Genomic DNA, 22,304 nt, shown 5'->3' with positions numbered 1-22,304 from the left:
TATTATTCCAAATACAAAACAGAGGATTAAAATAATTCAAAACCACTATCTGAATTTTTAAAGTGATTTTGCCAGTAACAAGATGCCATAGCTCGCCACCAGTTTCAATTAACTGGTATAATACGATGCTTAATTTTAACATAATACCCCGTTCAAAAGATGAGACGGCAGCAACATTGACTGCATTTGCCACGCTGATTGGTTTTGGTGATTGTCTGTATTTTGCTGTCCTCTTTGATATTGAATCACGTATAAATAGTTGAGCCGTCTTATGTCAGCCACCGCCTACCCCTCCACTTCTGTCTCTCATGCTTTTAGCGCCCAGCGTCCTTTGACGCTTGCCGACATCGACAATCCTAGCAGTAAGCATGTGATTGTCGGTATGTCAGGCGGTGTCGACTCTTCGGTATCTGCCGTTCTTTTGCAGCAAGCAGGCTTTGTGGTAGAAGGGCTGTTTATGAAAAACTGGGAAGAAGACGACGGCACCGAATACTGCACAGCCATGGACGACCTCGCCGACGCGCAAGCGGTCTGTGACAAAATCGGTATCAAGCTGCACACCGCAAACTTTGCGATGGAATACTGGGACCGTGTGTTTGAGCATTTTTTGGCCGAATATAAAGCCGGACGCACGCCTAACCCTGATATTTTATGCAATAAAGAAATCAAATTTAAGGCGTTTTTGGACTATGCGCTGACGCTTGGGGCTGATTATATCGCCACCGGTCATTATACGCGCCGCAGTGTTAATTATAAAAATGTCGAAGGCATGGAGGTGGCGCAGCTACTGCGCGGCCTTGATAACAATAAAGACCAAAGTTACTTCTTGCATGCTGTCGGCGGTGACAAAATCGCGCAGACCTTGTTCCCTGTGGGTGAGCTAGAAAAACCTGAAGTACGCCGCATCGCCGAAGAGCACGATCTGGCGACGGCCAAAAAGAAAGACTCAACGGGCATTTGCTTTATCGGTGAGCGCCGTTTTAAGGATTTTTTACAGCAATACTTACCTGCGCAAAAGGGCGATATCGTCACCGACGATGGCCATATCATCGGTACGCATGATGGGCTGATGTACTATACTTTAGGTCAGCGCGGCGGCATCGGTATCGGCGGAGTCAAAGACCGTCCTGAGGAGCCTTGGTTTGTACTGGCAAAAGATTTGGCCAAAAACCGTCTAATCGTCGGTCAAGGCCACGAGCATCCGATGCTGATGAGCAATGAGCTGCAAGCGTACAAACTCGACTGGGTCGATGGTCTTGCGCCAAAAGATAGCTTTAGCGCTGAGGGCTTACGCTGCATGGCAAAAACGCGTTATCGCCAGCCAGATCAGGCCTGCCGTGTGTTTGCGACAAATACTGACGGTAGCGAGGTGCGCGTGGTCTTTGATGAGCCGCAGCGCGCAGTGACGCCGGGTCAGTCTGCGGTGTTTTATATCGATGAGGTGTGTTTGGGCGGCGGCGTGATTGCATCGATTGATGCGCCTTGCGGGCTTTGATCGTTTTATTTTAACTATACTAGGGCGTGTTAAACAGTCACAAATAGGCACTGCTGATCGCTAAAATTGTTCCAGACAAGGCGCAAAGCGACGATAATGCAGATGCCTTAGCTAGATTTGCAACGCAGTATGGCGCAATTTTAGCATCAGCCGTAGGGACAGGACTATTTTTTGCCGCTTCATTGGTAAAAATAGACGCTTAGAACAACTAAGCTTACTATTTTTACCTTCGAATCGTCTAAAAAATAGTCTCTGTCAGTGCCATGGTTGAATGTTCAACACGCCCTATTCTGGACTGGTCATTTTTCTCGTCAGTATATGGCTGATGTGGTACATATTGATAGCTGATTTGGTGACAAGTTTTTAGACGCATTATAGGATCTCTCATGATTGGCCGTCTCCTCAGTGCCCGCACTCTACCAACACCTTGTTTGACATGGCAACAACAGCTCTTTGTCGCCATGCTCGCGGCCACGCCATTGCTTGCGCATGCCAACCCCAGTAATTTTGGGACATTCACGCGCGACGCAAGCCCTGTGTCGGGTAGTATTGTATCAGGCACTTATCGAACACCGCAAAACGCCACAGGCAGATTTAAGATTGGCGCAGGGGCTACGACAGGTTATGGCGGCTATACGGTGCAAACCGGAGACAATGGGATTGAAATCAAAAACGAAGTCAATACCAATAATGACAGAGACACGTTTACTTATACCATCACTATCACACCCGACGACAAGACCTCGATACATACCATAAAAATCGGCCAAGCCAGCTATACCACCAATGGTAACTCAGAGGTGGCGCGTCAAACCTTGAGCCATACCACCAATCCGAACTTTTCGGTCGCAGCGCAAGCCACCATTCGAGACAACCCAAGTGTCGAGTACTTCTTTGGAGCGATGGGTGATTATTTTATGGGTAAAAGACTATCGGGCAATAGCTTTAGCTCTAACAATACCACTAATCAGCCGCAGCTACGTGTCGATAGCTTCAGTGGTGGCAACAACAATCTGTATTATTATAACCTGACTGCCCTAAACGGTACCGGCAACAGCAGCTCATTTACCCCGACTACCAATGCTAATGGGTACGTATCTTTTGCATCTGGCCGAAAAAGAGGTATTTTGCCTCCGACGCCTACCTTTGAAAATATTTTAAAAGAAAGCTCTACCAACCCCAACAATCAAAATACTTACGCAGCATTAAGCAGCAGCACCGTTATTCCTAATAACAGTAGCTACGTCAGCTATGGGATTGAAAACTCAAAAAGCAATTATATAATCGCAGTTAGGAATGCAGAATCGGTAACTTTAACGTACGACGGCATCATGCAAGGCAACAGTGCTCTAGAAGCGGACGTGGTGGGTGAGACCTATAATGAGTGGATCAGCTTTGGCGTAGAGAGCGAACCACTTTACGTTTTTTCAGGCAAGGTCTTTAATGACAATGGTGGTATCAACGATGCAAATGCCGACGCCAGTACCATAGGAGGCATCTATAATAACAATAGATACTTTAATGGCATATGGGACCGTACGCCAAGCGCATCCCCTGAGCAAGGCATCGCTGATAGCACCATTCGGCTAGTAAATAACTGTACAAACCCTACCAAAGAATACGGCCGTCAAACCATCACCACTGCCGACGCTGGTAGCTATCAATTTGTCCTGCTTCCTACTGCCATCGACAACAGCGCAACGCCGGGTTGCATCATTGAGACGCGTACAAATGCCAGCCACCCTATCAGAACCACTAGCGCAACCAATCCCATTCTCTTTAGTGCCAGTAACTTTACTTACTTAGACAATAATTTTGGCAGTGTCATTGATAAAAATGCCGCGCTGGTCCTAACGAAATACCAATATATCAACCATTGCCCTTCTGCCCTTGATTATCCAAATATCAGCAATACTGCTGACGACACCCCGTTGACGGGATTTAGCACCAAAAACATCGATAAAATAGAGCCTGGTCAATGTATCGCTTATAAAATCACCGCGACCAATCGCGCCAACAAAAGCATCGATAACTTTGTCATGCAGGATATCTTGCAGCAAGCAGGAAAAAACAGTGCGACGGTAACATCACGATTGACCAACCCTGCATATAATACCGCTGACTATGCGACCGATAGTGTCGCCATCGGTAACAATGGTACGGTCAAGACAATTCCCTTGTCTTTAGCGCCGCAGACGCAGCGTAGCTTTTATTTTAATACCAAATATGGTACGACCACGACGCCCTAATTCAAGGCTGACATCAATAGATTGCTTTATTAAATCTGTATTTCTGCTATATTACGCGCATCAAATTTAACCACTCACTTATATAGCGATTTTCATTAGCTATAACTTTTGCAGTTTTTCATTTCATAACTATCGAGGCATCCTTATGACTCCACTTACCGCACTCTCCCCGATCGACGGTCGTTACGCATCGAAAGCCGACAGCTTGCGTCCTTATTTGTCTGAATTTGGCTTGATTAAAGCGCGCGTCACCGTCGAGATTCGCTGGTTACAGTCATTGGCGGACAACAGCGCCATCGGTGAGCTGGCAGCGTTTGATGCCGACACCCATGCTTTTTTAAATAGCATTGTTGATGACTTTAGCGAAGCGGACGCTGGGGCAATCAAAGACATCGAAGCGACGACCAACCACGACGTCAAAGCGGTTGAGTACTTTATCAAGGACAAGTTTCGCGGCAATCAGCAGCTAGAAGACAGCTTGGAGTTTATCCACTTCGCTTGCACCAGTGAAGACATTAATAACTTATCGTATGCACTCATGCTCAAAGACAGCCGCGAGCTTGTGGTTGCAAAGATGCAGCAAGTGACCGATAGTATCGCCGAGTTAGCCATTGCCCATGCCGATCAGCCTATGCTCTCACGTACGCATGGTCAAACTGCCAGCCCAACGACGCTAGGTAAAGAGATGGCAAACGTCGCCTACCGCCTTGCTCGTCAAATCAAGCAAATCGGTCAGGTTGAGCTATTAGGTAAAATCAATGGCGCAGTCGGTAACTACAACGCTCACCTATCAGCCTATCCAGAAGTCGACTGGCAAAGTCATGCTGAGCAGTTTATCACCGAGCGCCTTGAGCTGACGTTTAACCCTTATACCACTCAGATCGAGCCGCATGACTATATCGCTGAATTGTTTGATGCTGTCAAACGCTTCAACACAGTATTGATCGATTTTAACCGTGATATTTGGCAGTATATTAGCTTAGGCTATTTTAAGCAGCGCCTAAAAGACGGTGAAGTCGGCTCATCAACCATGCCGCACAAAGTCAATCCTATTGATTTTGAAAACTCTGAGGGCAACTTGGGCGTGGCCAATGCCATGCTCGCGCATTTGGGCGAAAAACTGCCAATTTCGCGTATGCAGCGCGATTTATCAGACTCTACCGTCCTGCGTAATATCGGCGTGGGTTTAGCGCAGAGTATGATTGCATTTGATGCGTGCCTAAAAGGCGTGGGCAAACTTGAGTTAAACGCTCAGCGCTTAAACGATGACTTGGATCAGGCACAAGAAGTATTAGCAGAGCCGATTCAAACGGTCATGCGTCGCTACCGCGTCGAAAACCCATACGAGAAATTAAAAGCCCTAACTCGTGGTAATGCTATGACGCGTGAGGCGATGCTCACTTTCGTAGACAGTGATGAGCTGGCAGCTGTTTCTGATAGCGACAAAGCGCGCCTACGTGAGCTGACGCCTGCGACCTATACGGGTAATGCCGCTGAGCAAGCACGCGCTATCAAAGACTGGATGGCAAAGTTATAAAGTTTGCTAAGGTGAATTTAAGACCTTAAAGCAATAGAGATGAGGCGCACCTGCCTCATCTCTATTTGGTCAAACCGGTTATACATTCGCCTAAGTCCATAAAAAATAACAACCTTACTTTACATGCTATGACTGTCTTAGAAACTCATAGGTGATAAGTAAGGTTTTATTTTTTATCTTTTTTATCATCATCGTCATCACTGTCACCTGGTATGATGGCCTTGCCGACCGCGACTGTGCCTTTGACCACGCCTTTGGTGGTTTTATAGGCGATTTTGGCAGGGACGGTCACAACTTTGTGCACACAGGCTTGTAAGGCAAAGATACTTGCGATGATGACCATAAAATGCAGTTTTTTCATAAATTTCCTAGATTTGGTGGGCGGCGCTGATGTGATAAGTTTCATCATCAGCCAGTCAATAATCATAAACCATTCCCACTTGTCTATAAAGCCATCCTAAGTATTAATCTTCTATTTCATCTACAGACACGGACTGACCCATGACTTCTATCCCCTTATGCCTACCTGATTCGATGACACCTGAGCAATTCTTAAACGAGTATTGGCAAAAAAAACCCTTACTTATTAAACAGGGTTTACCACAGCTTATTGGCATGTTTGAGCCAGAAGATATGCTGGGTCTGGCTTTAGAAGAAGACGCTTCAGCGCGCCTGCTCACTCAAGCGGCGATTAAACAAAAAGAGATGCCGCAATGGCAACTTAAAAAAAGCCCATTGGCTGAAAGTGATTTTGATAACCTACCAGCGCAGTGGACAGTCCTTGTGCAGAACCTTGAGCAATGGTCACCTGAGCTTGGGCAATTGTGGCAAGCGTTTGACTTTATCCCGCAGTGGCAGCGTGATGATATTATGGTCTCGTATGCGCCTGCTGGCGGCTCGGTTGGCAAGCACTATGATGATTATGATGTGTTTTTGGCGCAAGGGTTTGGCTCACGCCGCTGGCAGCTCGGTAAGTTTTGTGATACAGACACTGAGTTTGTGGCAGATGAGCCGATTCGGGTGTTTGACGATATGGGTCAGATTATCTTTGATGAGATACTAGAGGCGGGCGATGTGCTTTATGTACCGCCAAAGCTATCGCATTTTGGGGTGGCACAAGATGACTGCCTGACGTTTTCTTTTGGCTGTCGTCGTCCCAACCTTATGCAAATCATCGATAGCTTGGCTGATATCGCCACCAACGACAGCGATTTATTTGTCCCGATGCTATTGCCGCAAGCGCTGCAAGCGTCCGGCGAGCTACACACAGATAGTATTGAAGCGATTAAGGGTAAACTATTACAACTGCTGCAGTCTGAGCGCGGCGACGACATCATTGGTCAAGCCGTGTCTGAGGTCGTCAGCAAACGCCAATATGATGCGCTGGTACCAGAGGAGACGCTGGACACAGATGAGCTGATACAGGCCTTATCAGAGGGTGCAGTGCTGCAAGCGGATTATAGCAATCGCCTACTCTACCGCCAAACGGACAAAGGCTACATCTTATATGCCAATGGCCAGCGCCTCGATGGCATCGATGAGGCAGCAGCGACGGTACTCATTCGTTTGGCAAATGGCGAGCGTTTGACTTATCAAGATGTGGCCGATATCGATCCAGACGATTTGAGCGAGTGGCTAGAAAACGGCTGGGTTTGGCTTGATTATGCTGAGTAACTGCTCGTTGTTGTGTACAAGTCGTTTTGTATAGGCTATTTCAGTCTGTTCTCAATAAAGAAACCGATACCTGAGTTTTCAGATATCGGTTTTTATTATTACTGTTGATCTTATGCCGCGATGCAAAAAACAACCCTAGTCAGTACCAAGCTCAAGCAAGCTGGCATTACCACCGATCGCGGTAGTATTGATGGTTTTGACGCGCTCAGTGACAAACCGATGCAAGTAGTCAGGCGTGAGCATCTCTGACATGCCGTCCATATCGGTCACACTAATGACTTGTGTCAAGATACCATCGGTGTTGGCCAGCTCTTGGCTGATGGCCTGAACTTCACTATTACTGCCTGCCACTGCGACCTGCGCGAGGCGATCGATATATAACAGCGTGATGGTTTGTGAGTCGTTGGCGACGCTTAAGACATCATCGCTCACTCCTATCTCATAAAGCACTTTTGCCGCTTCATCGCACATCTCCGCCTGACTTGGGCAGTGTAGTATCACTTCGTTACCCGTCAGCAGGGCGGCGATTAGCTGACCAAGCACTGCCATCGTACGCGCTGACTCACTACCGATGACCATGGTTTTGCCACGGGCCGTCACATACAAATCGTTGGACTCTCCTGTCGCGCCTGTCATACGGTGCACTTCATCTAAGCTTGGCGCAGCGCTTAACAAATGGTTGAATAAGCGCTTGGCTTTATTGGCATCGCCCGTCAACAAGGCCAACCGAGGAATGGCTGCTTGCAGATAAGCGGCGCGATTGACCGCGCCAAGTAATCGCCAAGACTCACAAACTTGGGCATGATTTTTTTTAAATTCAGTCGCCATCTTGCTACTCCTTATGCGATTGCTGATTGCGTAGATGTTGAAAGTTGATTGTCGCTATCTAATTTCATCAGGCGCGCCACATAATGCGGGCCGCCTGCTTTGGGGCCAGTACCTGAGAGGCCACAGCCGCCAAATGGCTGGACGTTGACTACCGCGCCGATTTGGTTGCGGTTGATATAAGTGTTACCCACCAGCACGCGGCGTTCGATATGCTCGGCGGTGTTTTCGATACGGCTATGAATACCCAGTGTCAGACCAAAGCCGGTGCTATTGATGGCATCGATCAGCTTGTTTAGATCACGTGCTTGATAGCGCAAAACGTGCAAGATAGGACCGAAGTGCTCACCGCCTATCACATCTATGCTTTTTACTTCTATCGCTGTCGGTAAGACAAAGGTCGATTTTTCTTGACTAACGACCGAGCTGACACTCATGGGCGTCTGTGCCAGAATAGTCGCGGTTGGCTCAGCACGCATACGCTCGATATGCGCTTCTAGGCCATTTTTGGCATCAGCATCGATTACCGGACCGACATCCGTGGCGGCGTACAGCGGATTGCCGACCGACAGCTCCGCCATATTGCCTTGCAGCAGCTCTATCAAATCATCAGCCATCTCTTCTTGTACACACAAGATACGGCATGCTGAGCAGCGCTGACCCGCTGAGCCAAAGGCAGATAGCACAGCGTCTTTGACCACTTGCTCAGGCAAGGCGGTTGAGTCGACGATCATCGCATTTTGTCCGCCTGTTTCGGCGATTAGTATTGGTAGCTCGCCACTGCTTTGTGCATGGCTGTTTAGGCTTTGGTTGATACGCTGGGCGGTCTGGGTAGAGCCTGTAAATATCACACCTGCGATATTGTCAGCTGCGGTCAATGCGCCGCCCACCTCACCTGCGCCTATTACCAATTGCAACGCTTCTACCGGTACCCCTGCTTGATACATCAATTGTGCACCAAAATGCGCAATTAAGCTGGTTTGCTCAGCAGGTTTAGCGACTACGGTATTGCCTGCGGCCAGCGCCGCCACGATTTGACCGGTATAGATGGCTAGCGGAAAGTTCCAAGGACTGATACAGACAAAGGTACCGCGCGCTTTATACACTTGACGTGCAGGCTTACCAGACAAGTCTGTAAACTCGTGCACCACCTCATTTAGGCGCTCTGCTTCATCCGCATAAAAACGGCAAAAATCGACCGCCTCTTTGATCTCGTCGATACTGTCTTGCATGGTTTTTCCCGCTTCTACTTGGCACAGTGCCATGAGCTCAGCGTAGTTTTCTTCATACAAATCAGCAATCTTACGTAGTATGGCTGCGCGCTTGGCCGCTGACTGCGCTTGCCATGCTGCTTGTCCTGCCACGGCCGCTAGGGTCGCTTGTTGTGCCAGATCAGCATTGGCATAAACCACTTCACCAGCGATCACGTCGTGATTCCAAGGCGCGCGTACTGTGTGCGCTTCAAGCTTGTTTACTTGACCGTTCGTTTTATACTCATCAATCGCCGCGCCATTGATGATAGAAGTCGCTGACCATGTTTTGTGCAAGTGACTATCAATCGCCGCTTTAAACGGTAGCCACTGCGACTCTACAAAGATATTGGGGCCAAAACTGGCGCGGCGCTCGCCATAAATATCTAATGGCAAGGGAATCTCTGGATTGTGCAATGTTGCGTTGGCCAGTAGCTTATCAAAAGGGTGTACAGTCAGCTTATCAATCGGATAAGACTTGTCTAGTAGCTGATGAACAAACGAGCTGTTGGCACCGTTTTCGAGCAAACGACGTACCAAGTATGGTAGCAAATCTTTATGAGCACCGACTGGCGCATAGATACGCACCGGAATCTGATAGGCTTGCAAGATATGATCATAAAGTGCATCGCCCATGCCGTGTAGACGCTGAAACTCAAAGTCTCGATGCGCACTCATGGTCATGACTGATGCTAGCGTATGCGCATTGTGCGTCGCAAACTGCGGCCAAATCAGCCCGCGCAGATGATCTGATAACAAGAAGCGCGCGCACGCCAGATAAGCCGTGTCGGTGCCTTCTTTTCGTGTCCAGACAGGATAACCTGCCAGCCCTTTTTGCTGAGCCAATTTGATCTCCGTATCCCAGTACGCGCCTTTGACCAAACGTACTGGAATGCGATCACCCATTTCTGCCGCTAACTGCGCCAGCCACGCCAAAACCGCAATCGCGCGCTTTGAGTAGCCCTGCACCACCAACCCTAAGCCATCCCAGCCGGCAGTCAAATTGTCACGATACAAAGACTCAAACAGTTTTAGCGAAATCTCAAGGCGATCCGCTTCTTCGGCATCGATACTAATATCGACATTGACGGCGCGCGCCGCTTCGATCAGTAGCAAACAGCGCTGGCGCAGCAGTCCCATCACTTGCGCTTCTTGCGTGGCCTCATAGCGCGGATGCAGCGCCGACAGCTTGATAGATACTGACGGTTTTGGCATGCCCTCAGCCACTTTGATATCTGCAGTGGCTTTGATGGCGTGCAGATAATCATTAAAGTACTTTTCAGCATCTTTATGCGTGATGGCCGCTTCACCCAGCATATCAAATGAATAGGTATAGCCTTTATTGCGATAAGACTGACTGTTTTTATTGGCGCCCTCGATGGTCTCCCCCAATACAAACTGATGCCCCATGATGCGCATGGCTTTTTGCATGGCACTACGAATCACCGGCTCGCCCATTTTTTTGGTCATACGATCCAAAAACCCTGTGGCCGTGGTGCTGCTATCGATACTCACGACGCGGCCGGTCATCATCATGCCCCATGTCGAGGCATTGACCATAAAACCATTGTCATTTTTGATGTGTTTTTTCCAGTCAGCCACGCTCATCTTGTCATGGATCAAAGCATCAGCCGTATAACTGTCTGGTACGCGAATCAAGGCTTCAGCCAAGCTCATGAGCAAGATACCTTCTTGGGTATCAAGGCTATACTCAAGCAATAATGAGTCCACCATTTTGACGGCTTTGCCATCATTGCGTACATGCTCGACCAGCTGGCGTGTTTGCTCAGCAGCGTCGTCACGCTCTTTGTCGCTGGGCTTAGCAAGTGGCAACAGCTCTGACAACCAGCGCTCTTCATCCACACAATATAAAGGTGAGATACACGCGTATAGTGCTTTTGACGACTGGGTAATATACTCTGGCGCTAGCAGATCGACAGGCTTAAATAAAATCGGCTCTTGCGGGGTAAACTGGTCTACTGGGTTCATAACAACTCCATAACTATCGTTTAAAAACCATCATAAATGGGGCTTTAGGAAGTCTGATCGTCTTGTATCACCGCTAATGACAGCGGTTAAATAAATAGCAATCACAATATATGCATGCAGCGATAATCAAAAGACCAAACGGCGCCATCACAAAACGAGAAAATCCAGCATAGGCTGGAAACGGTTAAGTAGGTCGTTCGAGTGTTAAACGGGCTACGTTAACAATACAAAGGCAACAACGAAAAGTTAAGCGGCATTAGTGCCTTCTTCTTGTTAGTAGTGAAAGGAGTGCGATGAGCAGGTTTTGCGATAGCGATATCAAACATCGACGTGTCAAATATGGCGAATCCCTGTCATCTAAGATAATGCAAATTCACTGTAAGAAAAACCTCTACGGCGTTGATTGAGGTGATGCGCTTAACGTCGCTATAATATCATGAAAAAAATTTTCCAACTAACGATATCGCGTATTTTTGACAATTAATATCTTACTAAAAAACAATCAGTTACTAGCACATTTACCATCATGACGCCTGAGTTATATTTTTGTGTTTACTATTGTGTATTAATTGTTTTTTAATCAAATACTTGGACGCGCCACTTGCTAAAACCTGCACCCTAAAAACCCTCTACTGCGCCCACATAAAAAAACCCTTTTTATCCATATCAGATAAAGAGGGTTTTTACGGATGACAACGCAATATTGAGCCATTATATCAAGTGTATTTGTATCAAACGTATTGATAACGCCAAATACTTATAGCAGTACCAGCTTGGCAAGCAAAATAGCCGTCAACACCCATACAGGGATGCTAATCTCTGAAAACTTACCCGTCATCAGCTTGACAGCAGTAAAGGTGATAAACCCAAGCGCGATACCATCAGCGATAGAGTACGTCAGCGGTGTGAGTAACAGGACTACCGCCACTGGTGCCGCTTCGGTTAAGTCTTCCCAGTTGATGTCTTTTAGCGTAAACAACATCAATACCGAGACATAAAAAATTGCGCCAGCAGTCGCATATGCAGGAATCATTCCAGCAAGGGGTGCAAAGAAAATACTCAGCACAAACATCACGCCCACGGTCACTGCCATCAGACCTGTACGGCCACCTGAGGCCACACCTGAGGCGCTCTCGATATAACTGGTCGTCGATGATGTACCTAGCATAGCGCCTGCGACCGTCGCTGTTGAGTCAGCAAGCAGCGCCTTGTCCATGTTAGGGATATTGCCGTTTTTATCGATCAGACCTGCCTTGTTGGCGATACCCACCAGACTGCCTGCAGTATCAAACAAATCGACAAACAAGAAAGCAAAAATCACACTGATCATACCGATATCAAAGGCACCTGCGATATCGAGTTTCATAAAGGTTGGTGCGACAGATGGCGGCGTCGACATGATGCCTGTAAACTGTGTATGCCCTGTAAACAAACTGATCAGAGTAATCGCCAAAATACCAATCGTCACCGCGCCTGGGACTTTTTTGTAGACCAAGCCGATAATAATAAAAAAGCCCAGCGCCGCCATCATCGGTGCAAACGCGGTCATATCGCCTAGCATCACTAGTGTCGCATCACGGCCAACGATGATGCCTGAGCTTTGTAAGGCAATAAATGCCAAAAACGCACCAATACCCGCCACGATGCCTTGCTTGAGGCTGGCTGGAATGGCATTGATGATCCACTCGCGAATCTTAAATAGGCTTAAGAGAATAAATAAACAACCTGATAAGAAAACAGCGCCTAACGCGGTTTCCCACGCATAGCCCATCCCTAAAACGACGCCATAGGTAAAAAAGGCGTTTAAGCCCATACCAGGAGCCAATGCCACAGGCAATCGGGCATAGATACCCATGATAAAGCAGCCTAATGCCGCTGCCAAACAGGTAGCAACAAACACCGCCCCTTTGTCCATACCAGCTTCTGCCAATACGTTGGGGTTGACAAAGATGATATAAGCCATCGTCAAAAAGGTGGTTATACCGGCGAGGATTTCCGTTTTGACCGTGGTGTTTTCACCGTTGATCCCAAAATAGCGTTCAATTGCATTCATAAGTGTCGCGCCCAGCTTGCTAAGGTATGGCCTTATTTAAACATCAAAATATATAAATAAACCATATCTTAGAGAAAGAACAAATTTATTGGTGCCTAAAATAAATATGACGTCAGCAAATAGATTGCGACGTCATTATCAAAAAGGCAGCGGTAACAAAGTGCAACATTTTAGAGAAATTGGCGTACAAATTCAATCATTACCCGTGCCTGATGGGTGCAAACAGCTGTTTTCGCTTTATTTATGACTGTTTTGTGGTTTAGGTCATGTGATAAGTCACCAAATCAATCGAAAATAACAACGTATCATTTTTACCGGTTTTATTTGCCGTTTAACACTTTAATAAATGACCTTTTTTTCATTTCACAGTACACTACACTAGGACTTGTCCTACCAGTTGTTATTCATCACTCATGAGTCAAATACATGCCTGAATCATTAAACATTATCGACCTTATTACCCAAGCCAGTTTGCTGGTACAAATCGTCATGGCGTTGTTGTTATTGGCCTCGCTACTTAGCTGGGTGATTATTTTTCGTATGAGTGCACGGCTGGGTACTGCCAAAAACTTCGATCAACAATTTGAGACGTGGTTTTGGTCGGGTGAAGACTTGGCCAAGCTCTATCAAGGCGTACAAGGCTCCCCTGATCGGCAAGGGCTTGAGCAGATTTTTTATATTGGGTTTTCTGAATATTTAAGAATGCATAAAAAACGCCAACCCAAAGACGACATCATCGATGGTGTGGAGCGCAAGCTACGTGTCGGATTGGGTCGTCAGCAGTTATTACTAGAGTCAGGACTGACCACGCTTGCCAGTATTGGCTCAGTGGCGCCTTATATTGGACTATTTGGGACGGTTTGGGGCATTATGAATGCGTTTTTGGGGCTATCACAAACTGAACAAGCCACCCTCGCTGCGGTCGCTCCTGGGATTGCTGAAGCACTGATCGCCACTGCTATGGGTCTATTTGCTGCGATTCCTGCTGTACTGGCCTACAACCATTTCACCGCCAAGTCTGGCCGTCTGTATGAGTCGCGCGCGCTGTTTTGTGATGAAATGACTGGTATGCTCCAGCGTGAGACCAGCGCTGAGCGCAGCATGAACCGCGAAAACAACCCAAGCTCAGAGGCACCATCGAGCGCCAGTCAGGTGCAAGGACGCTAAGTATATGAGACAAAGCCCCTACCGCCGTGAAAAAAAATCCCTAAATGCAGAGATGAATGTCGTTCCTTATATCGACGTCATGCTGGTACTACTGGTGATATTTATGGTGACCGCGCCGCTGCTCATCACTGGTGTCGACGTGGATCTGCCCAAAGAGCAGACCAACACCATGAGCCAAAGTCAGCTGCCAATCATTGTGTCTTTGACGGCGAGCGGCGAGCTATTTATCAGCTACGAAAACAACATTGATATGCCGATTAGTGAGCCTGAGCTGATCAATACGCTGTCCAATCTTCAAACACAAAACAGCAATACTGGCGAGCCACCGATACAAGTGATGATCAATGCCGATCAAAACAATCAGTATGGCGCTATCATGACATTGATGGCCAGCCTACAACAAGCAGGGATCGAAAAAGTCGGACTACTCACTGGTGCGCCTTTACCGGCCCCATCGCTGTGATTGTCTCGCTATTTGTGCCAATACAGTGCCAAGCAATGATACAGCAAACCATAGCAAACAATCTGATATACCACGCTCATGAGTAATCACACCATGCATAATGCTCCTGTCGTTTATGTGCCCACCGAGCCTGAAGGTAACGGGCTCACCTTACCTATGCTGCTGAGCTTGCTCGCACATGGGCTGGTGCTGGGCATCTTGGTGTACGCGTATCAACATACCGATGTAGAAACAACAGGTAGTATCGAGACGGTCATGGTCTCGCCAGAGCAGCTCGCTGAGATGCAAGGACAGATATTGGCCAACCGAGCTGCCGCTGCAGAGGCCATGCAAACCGACAGTAGTACAAACGGTATATCCAGCACCTTGCCGCCTCAGATAGTTGATAGCGGCTCTACCAGCCAAAGCACTGACCAACCGAATGCGCAGCGAGCACCTGTATTCACACGCTCTAATGATCCTGCGAGTGCACCAATTCTCATGAGTGAGACGCAGCACCAACGTCTGCTTGAGCAAAATCAAGAATATGAACGCCGTATGGCAGAGTGGGCAGCCAAGCTTGATGAAGCCATATTAGAAGAACACGAAGCAGTTGAACAAGATAAAAAAAGGCAGCTGATAGAGGAACAAAGACGGCTAGATGAGTTTCATCAAAAACAAAACAACCCACCCAAGATTACTCGTCCTACGCCTACCGGCCGAAACCTAAAAATTGATACTAGTGGTTCTGGTAGCGCAGGTAAAACCTTTGACTTATCAGAAGGTCAATCTACCCTCCTTGGTGACACGGTCACCACCAGCCCAAACAAAGGCAGTAGCCGAACAGCTGCCAGCGATAACCGCGGTGTTAGCAATAGTGAAATTATCAATTTAATCGGACGCCACTATAATCCGCCCCCCGCCGCAAAAGGCTCTACCCAGCACGCCACATTAATCATCACGGTCAATGCCAGCGGCAGCGTGGTCAATGTCATAGCATCGGGGCCAGACAGTACGGTCAACGAGGCCGCCAAACAAGCTGTGCTCGATCTCGACACAGGCAGCCTACCGCTCGATACTGATGATCCCAGGTATCCAACCTTTACCATACAGTTTAAAGGAAGCAACTAACACACGATTTAAGGCACATATTATTGATAACGTTACTTAAATAGCTTGTACCCTAGACGATACTCCCTTATTCTAATAATAAACTAAAACCTATAAAAAACGAGACTTACATTCCCTTAGGAGCCCAACTTACTCATGCTTATCCATAAAAAACTACTTGCCCCTTTATGCATTAGTGTCACCACATTGCTTGCTTCTTCCAGTGTGTTGGCAGAGCCTGTCGTTTTAGAGCTGAACTACGAAATTCCGGTACAACAAAACCAAGTCGCGTTTGTACCCTTTGCAGGAGACTCGGTACTATCGCCGATTATTCTCAATGACTTGAGCAAAACAGAGCTAAAAGTCACCAGCAAAGACTTGCCGCAGCAGCCGCATAGTAGCAGCGAGCTGGCAGGTAGCTTGCCGGTCTGGCAAAGCATGGGTATTCCTTATTTGGTGGTGGGCAGTACTCGCAGCAATCGCGGTAAAGTCATCACAGAGTATGAGGTCATCGATGTCAAATCAGGTCGGGTGCTACAAGGCAAGCAAAGCCTCAGCGCTGACAACAACAAAGACAGCATGCGCTATGCCGGTCATGTCATCGCTGATAAGGTGTATGAGCTGATCACCGGTACGCCAGGCGACTTCTCAGGACGTATTGCCTACATCGAAGAAGTAGGCACCGGCAAACAAAAAGTCTCACGCCTAAAAGTGATGGATGCCGATGGCGAAAACGCCAAGACCATCACCGAAGTGGCAGGCTCTATCTTCTCGCCTGCTTGGTCGCCTGATGGCAACCGCATTGCCTATGCCGTCCAACGCGACCAGTCTTATCCGGTGATTTATATCCAAAACGTGAGTGGCGGCGGTGCCAGCGCACTTACTCCATTTAAAGGCAGCAATCTTAGCCCGTCGTTTTCGCCCGATGGTAGCAAGATACTGTTTTCTAGCAGCTTTGAAGGCAGCGCGCATATCTATGAGATGAGTACCAGCGGTGGCCAGCCCAAAAGACTGACCAACTGGCCAAGCAGCGAGGTACAGCCAAGCTACGCCCCAGATGGTAAATCATTTGTGTTTGTCAGTGACCGTGCAGGCTTTAATAAGCCGCAGATTTATCGCTATGAGTTTGGCTCAGGGCGCACGACAAAAGTCTCAAACAGTAGCTATGCCACCAGTCCGCAGTTCAGTCACGATGGCACGCAGATCGCCTTTTTGAGTGGGCGAGCCGCAGCGGTGATGAATAGCAATGGCACGGTGACAGCTAATTTAGGCAATACGGGCATCGATGAAGCGCCAAGCTTTTCGCCAAATGGCAAGCGCGTGGTATATGCCGCTACCCAAGGTGGCAAAGGAGTGCTGATCATCAAGTCCCTAAACGGCGGTGAGCCCTTTGGCAAGTCTGGTCAAGGCGTGATACGCTCGCCCGTCTGGTCAGCCAGCCCGCAATAATCCCTCACAATAAACCACAGCACATACAGCACAGTTAGGAGCTAGAGCACAAGTACGCAGCGACTTTATCTTGGCGACCACAGCATCCACAAAAAACGCCTGATAGTTAATCAGGCGTTTTTTTATGCCAGCGAGCTACTCGCTCGGATCATAGCCTGGTGGATTGGCGTGTCTTAATTTGGCAACATCGGCGGCAGTCACCGTATCGGTAAACCCATTAAGATCGCTGACCACATATTGCGTGACAGCAGCCATTTGCTCATCGTCCATCATCATATGAAAAGACGGCATACCGCGAAAGCCATTAATCAAGATATCGATAATATAATATTTTGACTGCATCTTGCTGTTGTTCGCCAGCGGCGGGTAATATCCTGCCCCGTACGCGCCTTGACCTTCGTGCATATGACAGCCTGCACAGGAATCGTGGTATAGCTTTTTGCCATCGGTGGTGACAAAAGCATTGGTGCCCTCAAACTTTGCCTCCCATTTACTAAGGCTGGCATCTTGCGTCATACTTGGCAACGAGCTGTCATCGACGACGTTGATCTGCGGGGCTTTTAGCTCGTCGCGACTCATATAGACACCGCCCCAACTGCCCGTATTGCGGCTGGCTTGATAATCTGGAGCAAGATCAGCTTCTTGTACACTAGCCACCGTCTCCACATCATCTGCTTGCTGGCTACAGCCCATTACCACCGCGCCACTCATCACACTCAGCAACATCACAGGCAGCATTTTTGATGTTGTATTCTCCCTGATTGTTTTTTTTACGATTGCATTGTCCATGATAGCCTCTGAATTTTATTGTTATCAATATTAACCAAGCATTTTTGCTTTTTTATGCAGGCGATTGGCGGCGTCTATGCCAGATAAAATAGCGCCTTCTTGCCATGCTGGGATATGAGAGCAATGCTCGCCAGTTAGGACGATACGATTGTCTATGCTGCACAGCGTATCGTAGTGCTGTTTGCGGCTAGATTCGCTCCAGATACCATAACAGCCCAAAGTCCACGGAATGCGATGCCAGACCACTGATGTCCCAGCACGAAACTCTTTGGGATACTGTGGGTGGATGTACTTACCATAAGCCAGTGCGACGTTGATGCGCTCCTGCGGCGTTAGGGTATTAAACTTATAGGAAGTAGCGCCAAAGCCATACGCCCCTAATAAAACGCCTGTGCCATCCTTAAACATATCCTCAGAAGGATAAGCGATTTGGGTAATTGGCATATTGGTATAGGTTAAGCCGCCATAGATCCACTCATCCTCTTCCCAAAAACGGCGCTTAAATTCTAGGCCGACTTTATAAGAAGTATCATAAGGCACCGCCGCCATCGCCTGCTTCATAGGCTTTGAGACATTGATATCAAGCTGGGTCAAAACGGTCAGAGGAATATTACAGACACACCAGTCCGCCCGTACCGTCTTCACCGCCCCTTCTGGGTTGTTGCTATCTACATAGCTGACTGTCACGCCCGTCTCATCTTGGTGAATCTTAGTGACCTTGGCATTAAATTCGATCATATCGCGGCACTCACGCGTAAAAGCGTCGCCTATCTTACCCATGCCACCTACTGGCTGAAACATCGTGGGCTGATGCGCATACGTCATATGATTGCTATAAATATCAGACCACATGCCTGAGTCTAGTATCTCACTCATCGGTAATGGTTTTGAGGGTGTCTCTGTCGGCATAAGCCCGCCGCCTGGCAAGACGCTATAGCCACGGTGCTTGCTGGTGGCATTGCTCGCGCGATAACGATAGTCTTTGTCCAGCACGCCCCAACCTTTTAAGCCTTCTAGTAGCTTTTCTTTATCTTCGGTATTGACCGAGCGATCCAGGCCGCCGACGTTGACCACCTTAGACATCAGCTCTGCGATATTGCCTTGAATATCGTTTTTGACATCCCCTAGACGCTGAGGGACACCGCCGAAGTGATTGGTCCGATGCAAATAAGCTCGATCATTGGTTTGGATAAACGGCTGCATTTCTACGCCAAATTTTTTGCAGTAATGAAATACTGCATAATGATGGCTCGGTAATCGCCAAGGCCCACCATTAAAATAATTGCCTTCTTCAAAGTCGCATGTCACTTCCGCACCGCCAAGCTCGGTATATCTATCTCCGCTATTTAGCGTCCAGCTACGTCCGCCGCCGCGGTTTTGAAACTCCAAAACCTTGACATTATAGCCTGCCTGACGCAGCTCATAAGCGGCCGTCAGACCACCCAAACCTGCTCCAAGGACGATAATACTAGCGCCCGGAGGTGCCCCTTCAAGCTTCATGGACTCTTGAAATGTCGACTCAGAGGCAAACCCTAGCGTGGTCATCGCCTGATACATCGCCGTTGCTCCGGCTGTTTTACCGATCATGGAGAGCAGTTGGCGCCGTGTTGGGGATTGGAGCATGTCTTTCATAATCATATCCTTAAAGTTGGTGCATGACGGTCCGCTTGTGGTTTTTGCTCTATGTAGCACCGCCAGTTTGAGTATTGACAGGCTGTTTTCCTAGAAAGCTATTCAGCTTGGTAGCAGACTGATGGTTCTGCTATGAGATACTCAGCGTGTGCACGGCCGTCTGCCCTATTATTATTTGTGATTGGTTTTGCTAAATAGTCTGGCGTCACTTAGCAGCATCTGTGACAAAAAAACGGTAAAGTTACAGATGGCGTCTTTTGCGCATGATGGCTCGTATTATGAATACGATGAGCAAAACCGCCACGATGATGCCAATAATCGCCAGCAAACCTGCGTATTTTATTAAAAACGGCTGCTCATTCCCGGCCGACGCAATACGTTCGACATCAGCAGCACTGACGTCGCTATCTGTTAGCCCGCCAAAGTTTACGCGCACATAATTGGCGATACTAGCAACCTGCTCACTATCGAGCTGGTCGGCAAACCCAGGCATAATCGGTGAGGTATTGGTGCTACCGACTACCCCATGCAAGATGATATTGACAAGCGCGTCAGGGTTATCACGGCGAATACTACTCAGACCAACGATAGGAGAATACTGAGCATCCGGCTGACCATAGCCATTGACACCATGGCAGCTACCACATGTCGCTAGGTACAAAGACTCAGGCGAATTACTGCTATTGCCCGCATCTGCTTTGGCCTGAGCCAGATAGTCTTTTTGTGCCAAAAGATCATGAGTGATCGAGTCATTGATGGGGGTTGGCAAGCGTGCCACATCGACAGCTGATACTTTGTCATCTGTCTGCACCGCTGGGATGGCTTTTAGATAAGAGGCGATCGCGCTTAAATCTTCGTGTGTGAGGTATTGCGTACTATGAGCCACGGCCTCGCCCATCGGACCGCCAGCATACGCTCGCTGATCCAGCTCCCCTGTCCGTAGATAGGTGATGATATCCTGCTCACTCCAACTGCCGATACCGCTTGACTCATCAGGGGTGATATTGGGTGCATACCAATGCCCGAGCTGGGCACCAGATAGATATTTTTCCTTATCAAACCCCATGGTGCTGTTACGCGGTGTGTGGCATGTACCGCAATGCTCGAGATTATTGACCAAATACTCGCCGCGCTGCTGCGTGGGACTCAGGCCTTCACGGTTTTCGGTCGATGGCACGTTTAAGAAGTTCCAGCCCAACATTAGGGCACGGATATTAAAGGGAAACGGCAAATCAGTCTTTTGTTTGGGCGCCTTATCGACAGCGGGCACCGTTTGCAAATACGCAAATAGTGCCTTGATGTCTTCATCCTTCATACCATGATAAGAAGGATATGGCATAGCAGGATAGAGCATATGCGTAGGAGCACGGCCTTTTTGCAAAGCATTTTTTAGGTCTTGTTCGGTATAATTACCGATGCCATAACGTTTTGAAGGGGTGATATTGGTAGAGTAAATATCCCCCATGGGAGTCTCTATCGCGGTCCCGCCTGTATAGTCCTCGCCGTGACACGCCATACAGTCAGCCGCCCGTGCGATATAAGCGCCGCGATTGACCAGCTCGCTATTGGCGGGGCTGACATTGGGCAAGCTGGCATTTGGTAGGGTGGCGCGGGCAACGTTACTGCCTTGCGCCATGACGGTACCAGAGGTCATACCGATGACGAGCATCGACAACATCATAGACAGTGGCTTCATAATATCCTCTTATAGCTGGCATCTAGTTTTAATGATTTAATATTTTTAATTCACTAAGATGTTTTCATTATTGTTATCTTTTAATATTGGCTTCCTGACGTATCTTAAAAATCCATTTCTCCAGCATATGACTTATCAAATAATTTTTGACCAGATAATACATCTGCGTTGACCATCACTTATTTGGCACTGTACATCTTCTTTAAAGCAGCAGATAACACACTCATGGCCAGTATATTGCGCTTAGTTGTTATCTTTTACTGACTAATATCTTTTACTGATTAATATCTGGTCTAAATCAGCGTTATAAATGGTTACTCGATACTCTCTACTCCCTTACTAATGTAAAGCTATTTTTCTACTATTGCTTGCGTAGTAACTTATTACCTCCATTTTTTTACAAAAGTTAAAAAAACCACCTGCGCCAACTCGCTGTATTTTTTAAATAATATATAAAAAAATATTTTATAAAACAATTCAGAAATATAACATCAAAAACAATAGCTTATCTTAAACATTCATTTTTATATTTTATTAAAACGCGCCATAATCTTGTATAATGCTAAAAAACTGGCGTTATTTTTTACTTTGTCCTGCCTTTACTGTACATAATAGATACATTGCTGGATGCTGTATCCCCTATCAGACCTGTTATACAGTGATATCGCTTGCTTGTTTGTCGCAGGCAGGGCTCTTTTTGAGATTTTATTATGAAGTCACTATTTGCTTTATTGAGCATGACGATGCTGCTATCAGGCTGCCAGTCGTTTCAGTTTGTCGAAAGTCCTATTCCTGTTGTCTCTGCGCCTACCACTCTGCACGCTCACGTTCATGAGGCCAAATAAAAATCTCTATAGTCGATTGGGTATATGTCTCGTCCTAAAATAGATTGATAGTTTTTTTGCTAAGTCAGATACCTTATGTATCTGGCTTTTTTACATTAAGCA

General features: G+C 47.5%; 16 protein-coding genes. 9 read left to right on the top strand and 7 right to left on the bottom strand.

The window, feature by feature from the left end:
* Positions 1 to 271: 271 nt before the first annotated feature.
* From mnmA to purB, 3 genes are all read left to right on the top strand, one after another.
* Positions 272 to 1,495, top strand: coding sequence for a tRNA 2-thiouridine(34) synthase MnmA (mnmA, locus tag BTV99_RS11000; protein WP_075102411.1), 1,224 nt, complete (start codon positions 272 to 274; stop codon positions 1,493 to 1,495).
* A gap of 386 nt (positions 1,496 to 1,881) precedes the next feature.
* The gene (locus BTV99_RS10995) at positions 1,882 to 3,744 is read left to right on the top strand and encodes a hypothetical protein (protein WP_075102410.1); all 1,863 of its coding nucleotides are present in this window, start codon (positions 1,882 to 1,884) and stop codon (positions 3,742 to 3,744) included.
* A gap of 145 nt (positions 3,745 to 3,889) precedes the next feature.
* Positions 3,890 to 5,281: an adenylosuccinate lyase gene (purB, locus tag BTV99_RS10990; protein ID WP_075102409.1), complete on the top strand. Its 1,392-nt coding sequence runs from the start codon at positions 3,890 to 3,892 to the stop codon at positions 5,279 to 5,281.
* 166 nt (positions 5,282 to 5,447) lie between these two features.
* Here the strand turns inward: purB and BTV99_RS10985 are convergent, their stop codons facing one another.
* Positions 5,448 to 5,642 (bottom strand): NF038104 family lipoprotein, encoded by a 195-nt coding sequence (locus tag BTV99_RS10985; protein WP_075102408.1) that lies wholly within the window; start codon positions 5,640 to 5,642, stop codon positions 5,448 to 5,450.
* Between the two features lie 140 nt (positions 5,643 to 5,782).
* On the opposite strand from BTV99_RS10985, the gene BTV99_RS10980 reads away from it, so the two are divergent.
* Positions 5,783 to 6,955 carry a cupin domain-containing protein gene (locus BTV99_RS10980; RefSeq protein WP_075102407.1) on the top strand — a complete coding sequence of 391 codons (1,173 nt, stop codon included), beginning with the start codon at positions 5,783 to 5,785 and terminating at the stop codon, positions 6,953 to 6,955.
* Positions 6,956 to 7,090: 135 nt separating this feature from the next.
* Here BTV99_RS10980 and BTV99_RS10975 read toward each other — a convergent pair whose 3' ends face one another.
* The 3 genes from BTV99_RS10975 to BTV99_RS10965 form a co-directional block, all read right to left on the bottom strand.
* Positions 7,091 to 7,783 (bottom strand): 1-pyrroline-5-carboxylate dehydrogenase, encoded by a 693-nt coding sequence (locus tag BTV99_RS10975; protein ID WP_075102406.1) that lies wholly within the window; start codon positions 7,781 to 7,783, stop codon positions 7,091 to 7,093.
* An 11-nt stretch (positions 7,784 to 7,794) separates the two neighbouring features.
* Positions 7,795 to 11,019, bottom strand: coding sequence for a bifunctional proline dehydrogenase/L-glutamate gamma-semialdehyde dehydrogenase PutA (putA, locus tag BTV99_RS10970; RefSeq protein ID WP_075102405.1), 3,225 nt, complete (start codon positions 11,017 to 11,019; stop codon positions 7,795 to 7,797).
* Between the two features lie 757 nt (positions 11,020 to 11,776).
* Positions 11,777 to 13,072: an NCS2 family permease gene (locus tag BTV99_RS10965; RefSeq protein WP_075102404.1), complete on the bottom strand. Its 1,296-nt coding sequence runs from the start codon at positions 13,070 to 13,072 to the stop codon at positions 11,777 to 11,779.
* Between the two features lie 426 nt (positions 13,073 to 13,498).
* On the opposite strand from BTV99_RS10965, the gene tolQ reads away from it, so the two are divergent.
* The 4 genes from tolQ to BTV99_RS10945 all read left to right on the top strand — a co-directional run bounded on the left by tolQ (position 13,499) and on the right by BTV99_RS10945 (position 17,240).
* Positions 13,499 to 14,239 (top strand): protein TolQ, encoded by a 741-nt coding sequence (gene tolQ, locus BTV99_RS10960; protein WP_075102403.1) that lies wholly within the window; start codon positions 13,499 to 13,501, stop codon positions 14,237 to 14,239.
* 4 nt (positions 14,240 to 14,243) lie between these two features.
* Complete coding sequence (tolR, locus tag BTV99_RS10955) at positions 14,244 to 14,702, top strand: protein TolR (RefSeq protein WP_075102402.1); 459 nt, start codon at positions 14,244 to 14,246, stop codon at positions 14,700 to 14,702.
* 78 nt (positions 14,703 to 14,780) lie between these two features.
* Positions 14,781 to 15,812: a cell envelope integrity protein TolA gene (locus BTV99_RS10950; RefSeq protein ID WP_256713782.1), complete on the top strand. Its 1,032-nt coding sequence runs from the start codon at positions 14,781 to 14,783 to the stop codon at positions 15,810 to 15,812.
* A gap of 135 nt (positions 15,813 to 15,947) precedes the next feature.
* A complete protein-coding gene (locus BTV99_RS10945) occupies positions 15,948 to 17,240 on the top strand; it encodes a PD40 domain-containing protein (protein WP_075102400.1) in 1,293 nt (430 codons plus the stop codon).
* A 135-nt stretch (positions 17,241 to 17,375) separates the two neighbouring features.
* Here the strand turns inward: BTV99_RS10945 and BTV99_RS10940 are convergent, their stop codons facing one another.
* From BTV99_RS10940 to BTV99_RS10930, 3 genes are all read right to left on the bottom strand, one after another.
* Positions 17,376 to 18,029, bottom strand: a complete 654-nt coding sequence (locus tag BTV99_RS10940; protein ID WP_075102399.1) for a cytochrome c — start codon at positions 18,027 to 18,029, stop codon at positions 17,376 to 17,378.
* Between the two features lie 30 nt (positions 18,030 to 18,059).
* Positions 18,060 to 19,661: a flavin monoamine oxidase family protein gene (locus BTV99_RS10935; RefSeq protein WP_075102398.1), complete on the bottom strand. Its 1,602-nt coding sequence runs from the start codon at positions 19,659 to 19,661 to the stop codon at positions 18,060 to 18,062.
* A 241-nt stretch (positions 19,662 to 19,902) separates the two neighbouring features.
* The gene (locus BTV99_RS10930) at positions 19,903 to 21,357 is read right to left on the bottom strand and encodes a cytochrome c (protein WP_075102397.1); all 1,455 of its coding nucleotides are present in this window, start codon (positions 21,355 to 21,357) and stop codon (positions 19,903 to 19,905) included.
* A 710-nt stretch (positions 21,358 to 22,067) separates the two neighbouring features.
* Between BTV99_RS10930 and BTV99_RS13795 the strand changes: the two genes are divergently transcribed.
* Entirely contained in the window at positions 22,068 to 22,202 is a 135-nt protein-coding gene (locus tag BTV99_RS13795; protein ID WP_256713781.1) for a hypothetical protein, read from the top strand.
* The last annotated feature ends 102 nt before the right edge of the window (positions 22,203 to 22,304 follow it).

The organism is Psychrobacter sp. Rd 27.2 (assembly GCF_001921755.1).
GTDB classification, from domain to species: Bacteria; Pseudomonadota; Gammaproteobacteria; order Pseudomonadales; family Moraxellaceae; genus Psychrobacter; species Psychrobacter celer.
Note: the sequence above shows the minus strand (reverse complement) of the source record. Positions and strands in the feature narration are given on the sequence as shown.

Coding starts and splice junctions, on each gene's coding strand:
- BTV99_RS10985 (WP_075102408.1), bottom strand. CDS start 5,642: ATGAAAAAACTGCATTTTATGGTCATCATCGCAAGTATCTTTGCCTTA.
- putA (WP_075102405.1), bottom strand. CDS start 11,019: ATGAACCCAGTAGACCAGTTTACCCCGCAAGAGCCGATTTTATTTAAG.
- BTV99_RS10940 (WP_075102399.1), bottom strand. CDS start 18,029: ATGGACAATGCAATCGTAAAAAAAACAATCAGGGAGAATACAACATCA.
- BTV99_RS10965 (WP_075102404.1), bottom strand. CDS start 13,072: ATGAATGCAATTGAACGCTATTTTGGGATCAACGGTGAAAACACCACG.
- mnmA (WP_075102411.1), top strand. CDS start 272: ATGTCAGCCACCGCCTACCCCTCCACTTCTGTCTCTCATGCTTTTAGC.
- BTV99_RS13795 (WP_256713781.1), top strand. CDS start 22,068: ATGAAGTCACTATTTGCTTTATTGAGCATGACGATGCTGCTATCAGGC.
- tolQ (WP_075102403.1), top strand. CDS start 13,499: ATGCCTGAATCATTAAACATTATCGACCTTATTACCCAAGCCAGTTTG.
- BTV99_RS10930 (WP_075102397.1), bottom strand. CDS start 21,357: ATGAAGCCACTGTCTATGATGTTGTCGATGCTCGTCATCGGTATGACC.
- BTV99_RS10935 (WP_075102398.1), bottom strand. CDS start 19,661: ATGAAAGACATGCTCCAATCCCCAACACGGCGCCAACTGCTCTCCATG.
- BTV99_RS10980 (WP_075102407.1), top strand. CDS start 5,783: ATGACTTCTATCCCCTTATGCCTACCTGATTCGATGACACCTGAGCAA.
- BTV99_RS10945 (WP_075102400.1), top strand. CDS start 15,948: ATGCTTATCCATAAAAAACTACTTGCCCCTTTATGCATTAGTGTCACC.
- BTV99_RS10950 (WP_256713782.1), top strand. CDS start 14,781: ATGAGTAATCACACCATGCATAATGCTCCTGTCGTTTATGTGCCCACC.
- tolR (WP_075102402.1), top strand. CDS start 14,244: ATGAGACAAAGCCCCTACCGCCGTGAAAAAAAATCCCTAAATGCAGAG.
- BTV99_RS10995 (WP_075102410.1), top strand. CDS start 1,882: ATGATTGGCCGTCTCCTCAGTGCCCGCACTCTACCAACACCTTGTTTG.
- BTV99_RS10975 (WP_075102406.1), bottom strand. CDS start 7,783: ATGGCGACTGAATTTAAAAAAAATCATGCCCAAGTTTGTGAGTCTTGG.
- purB (WP_075102409.1), top strand. CDS start 3,890: ATGACTCCACTTACCGCACTCTCCCCGATCGACGGTCGTTACGCATCG.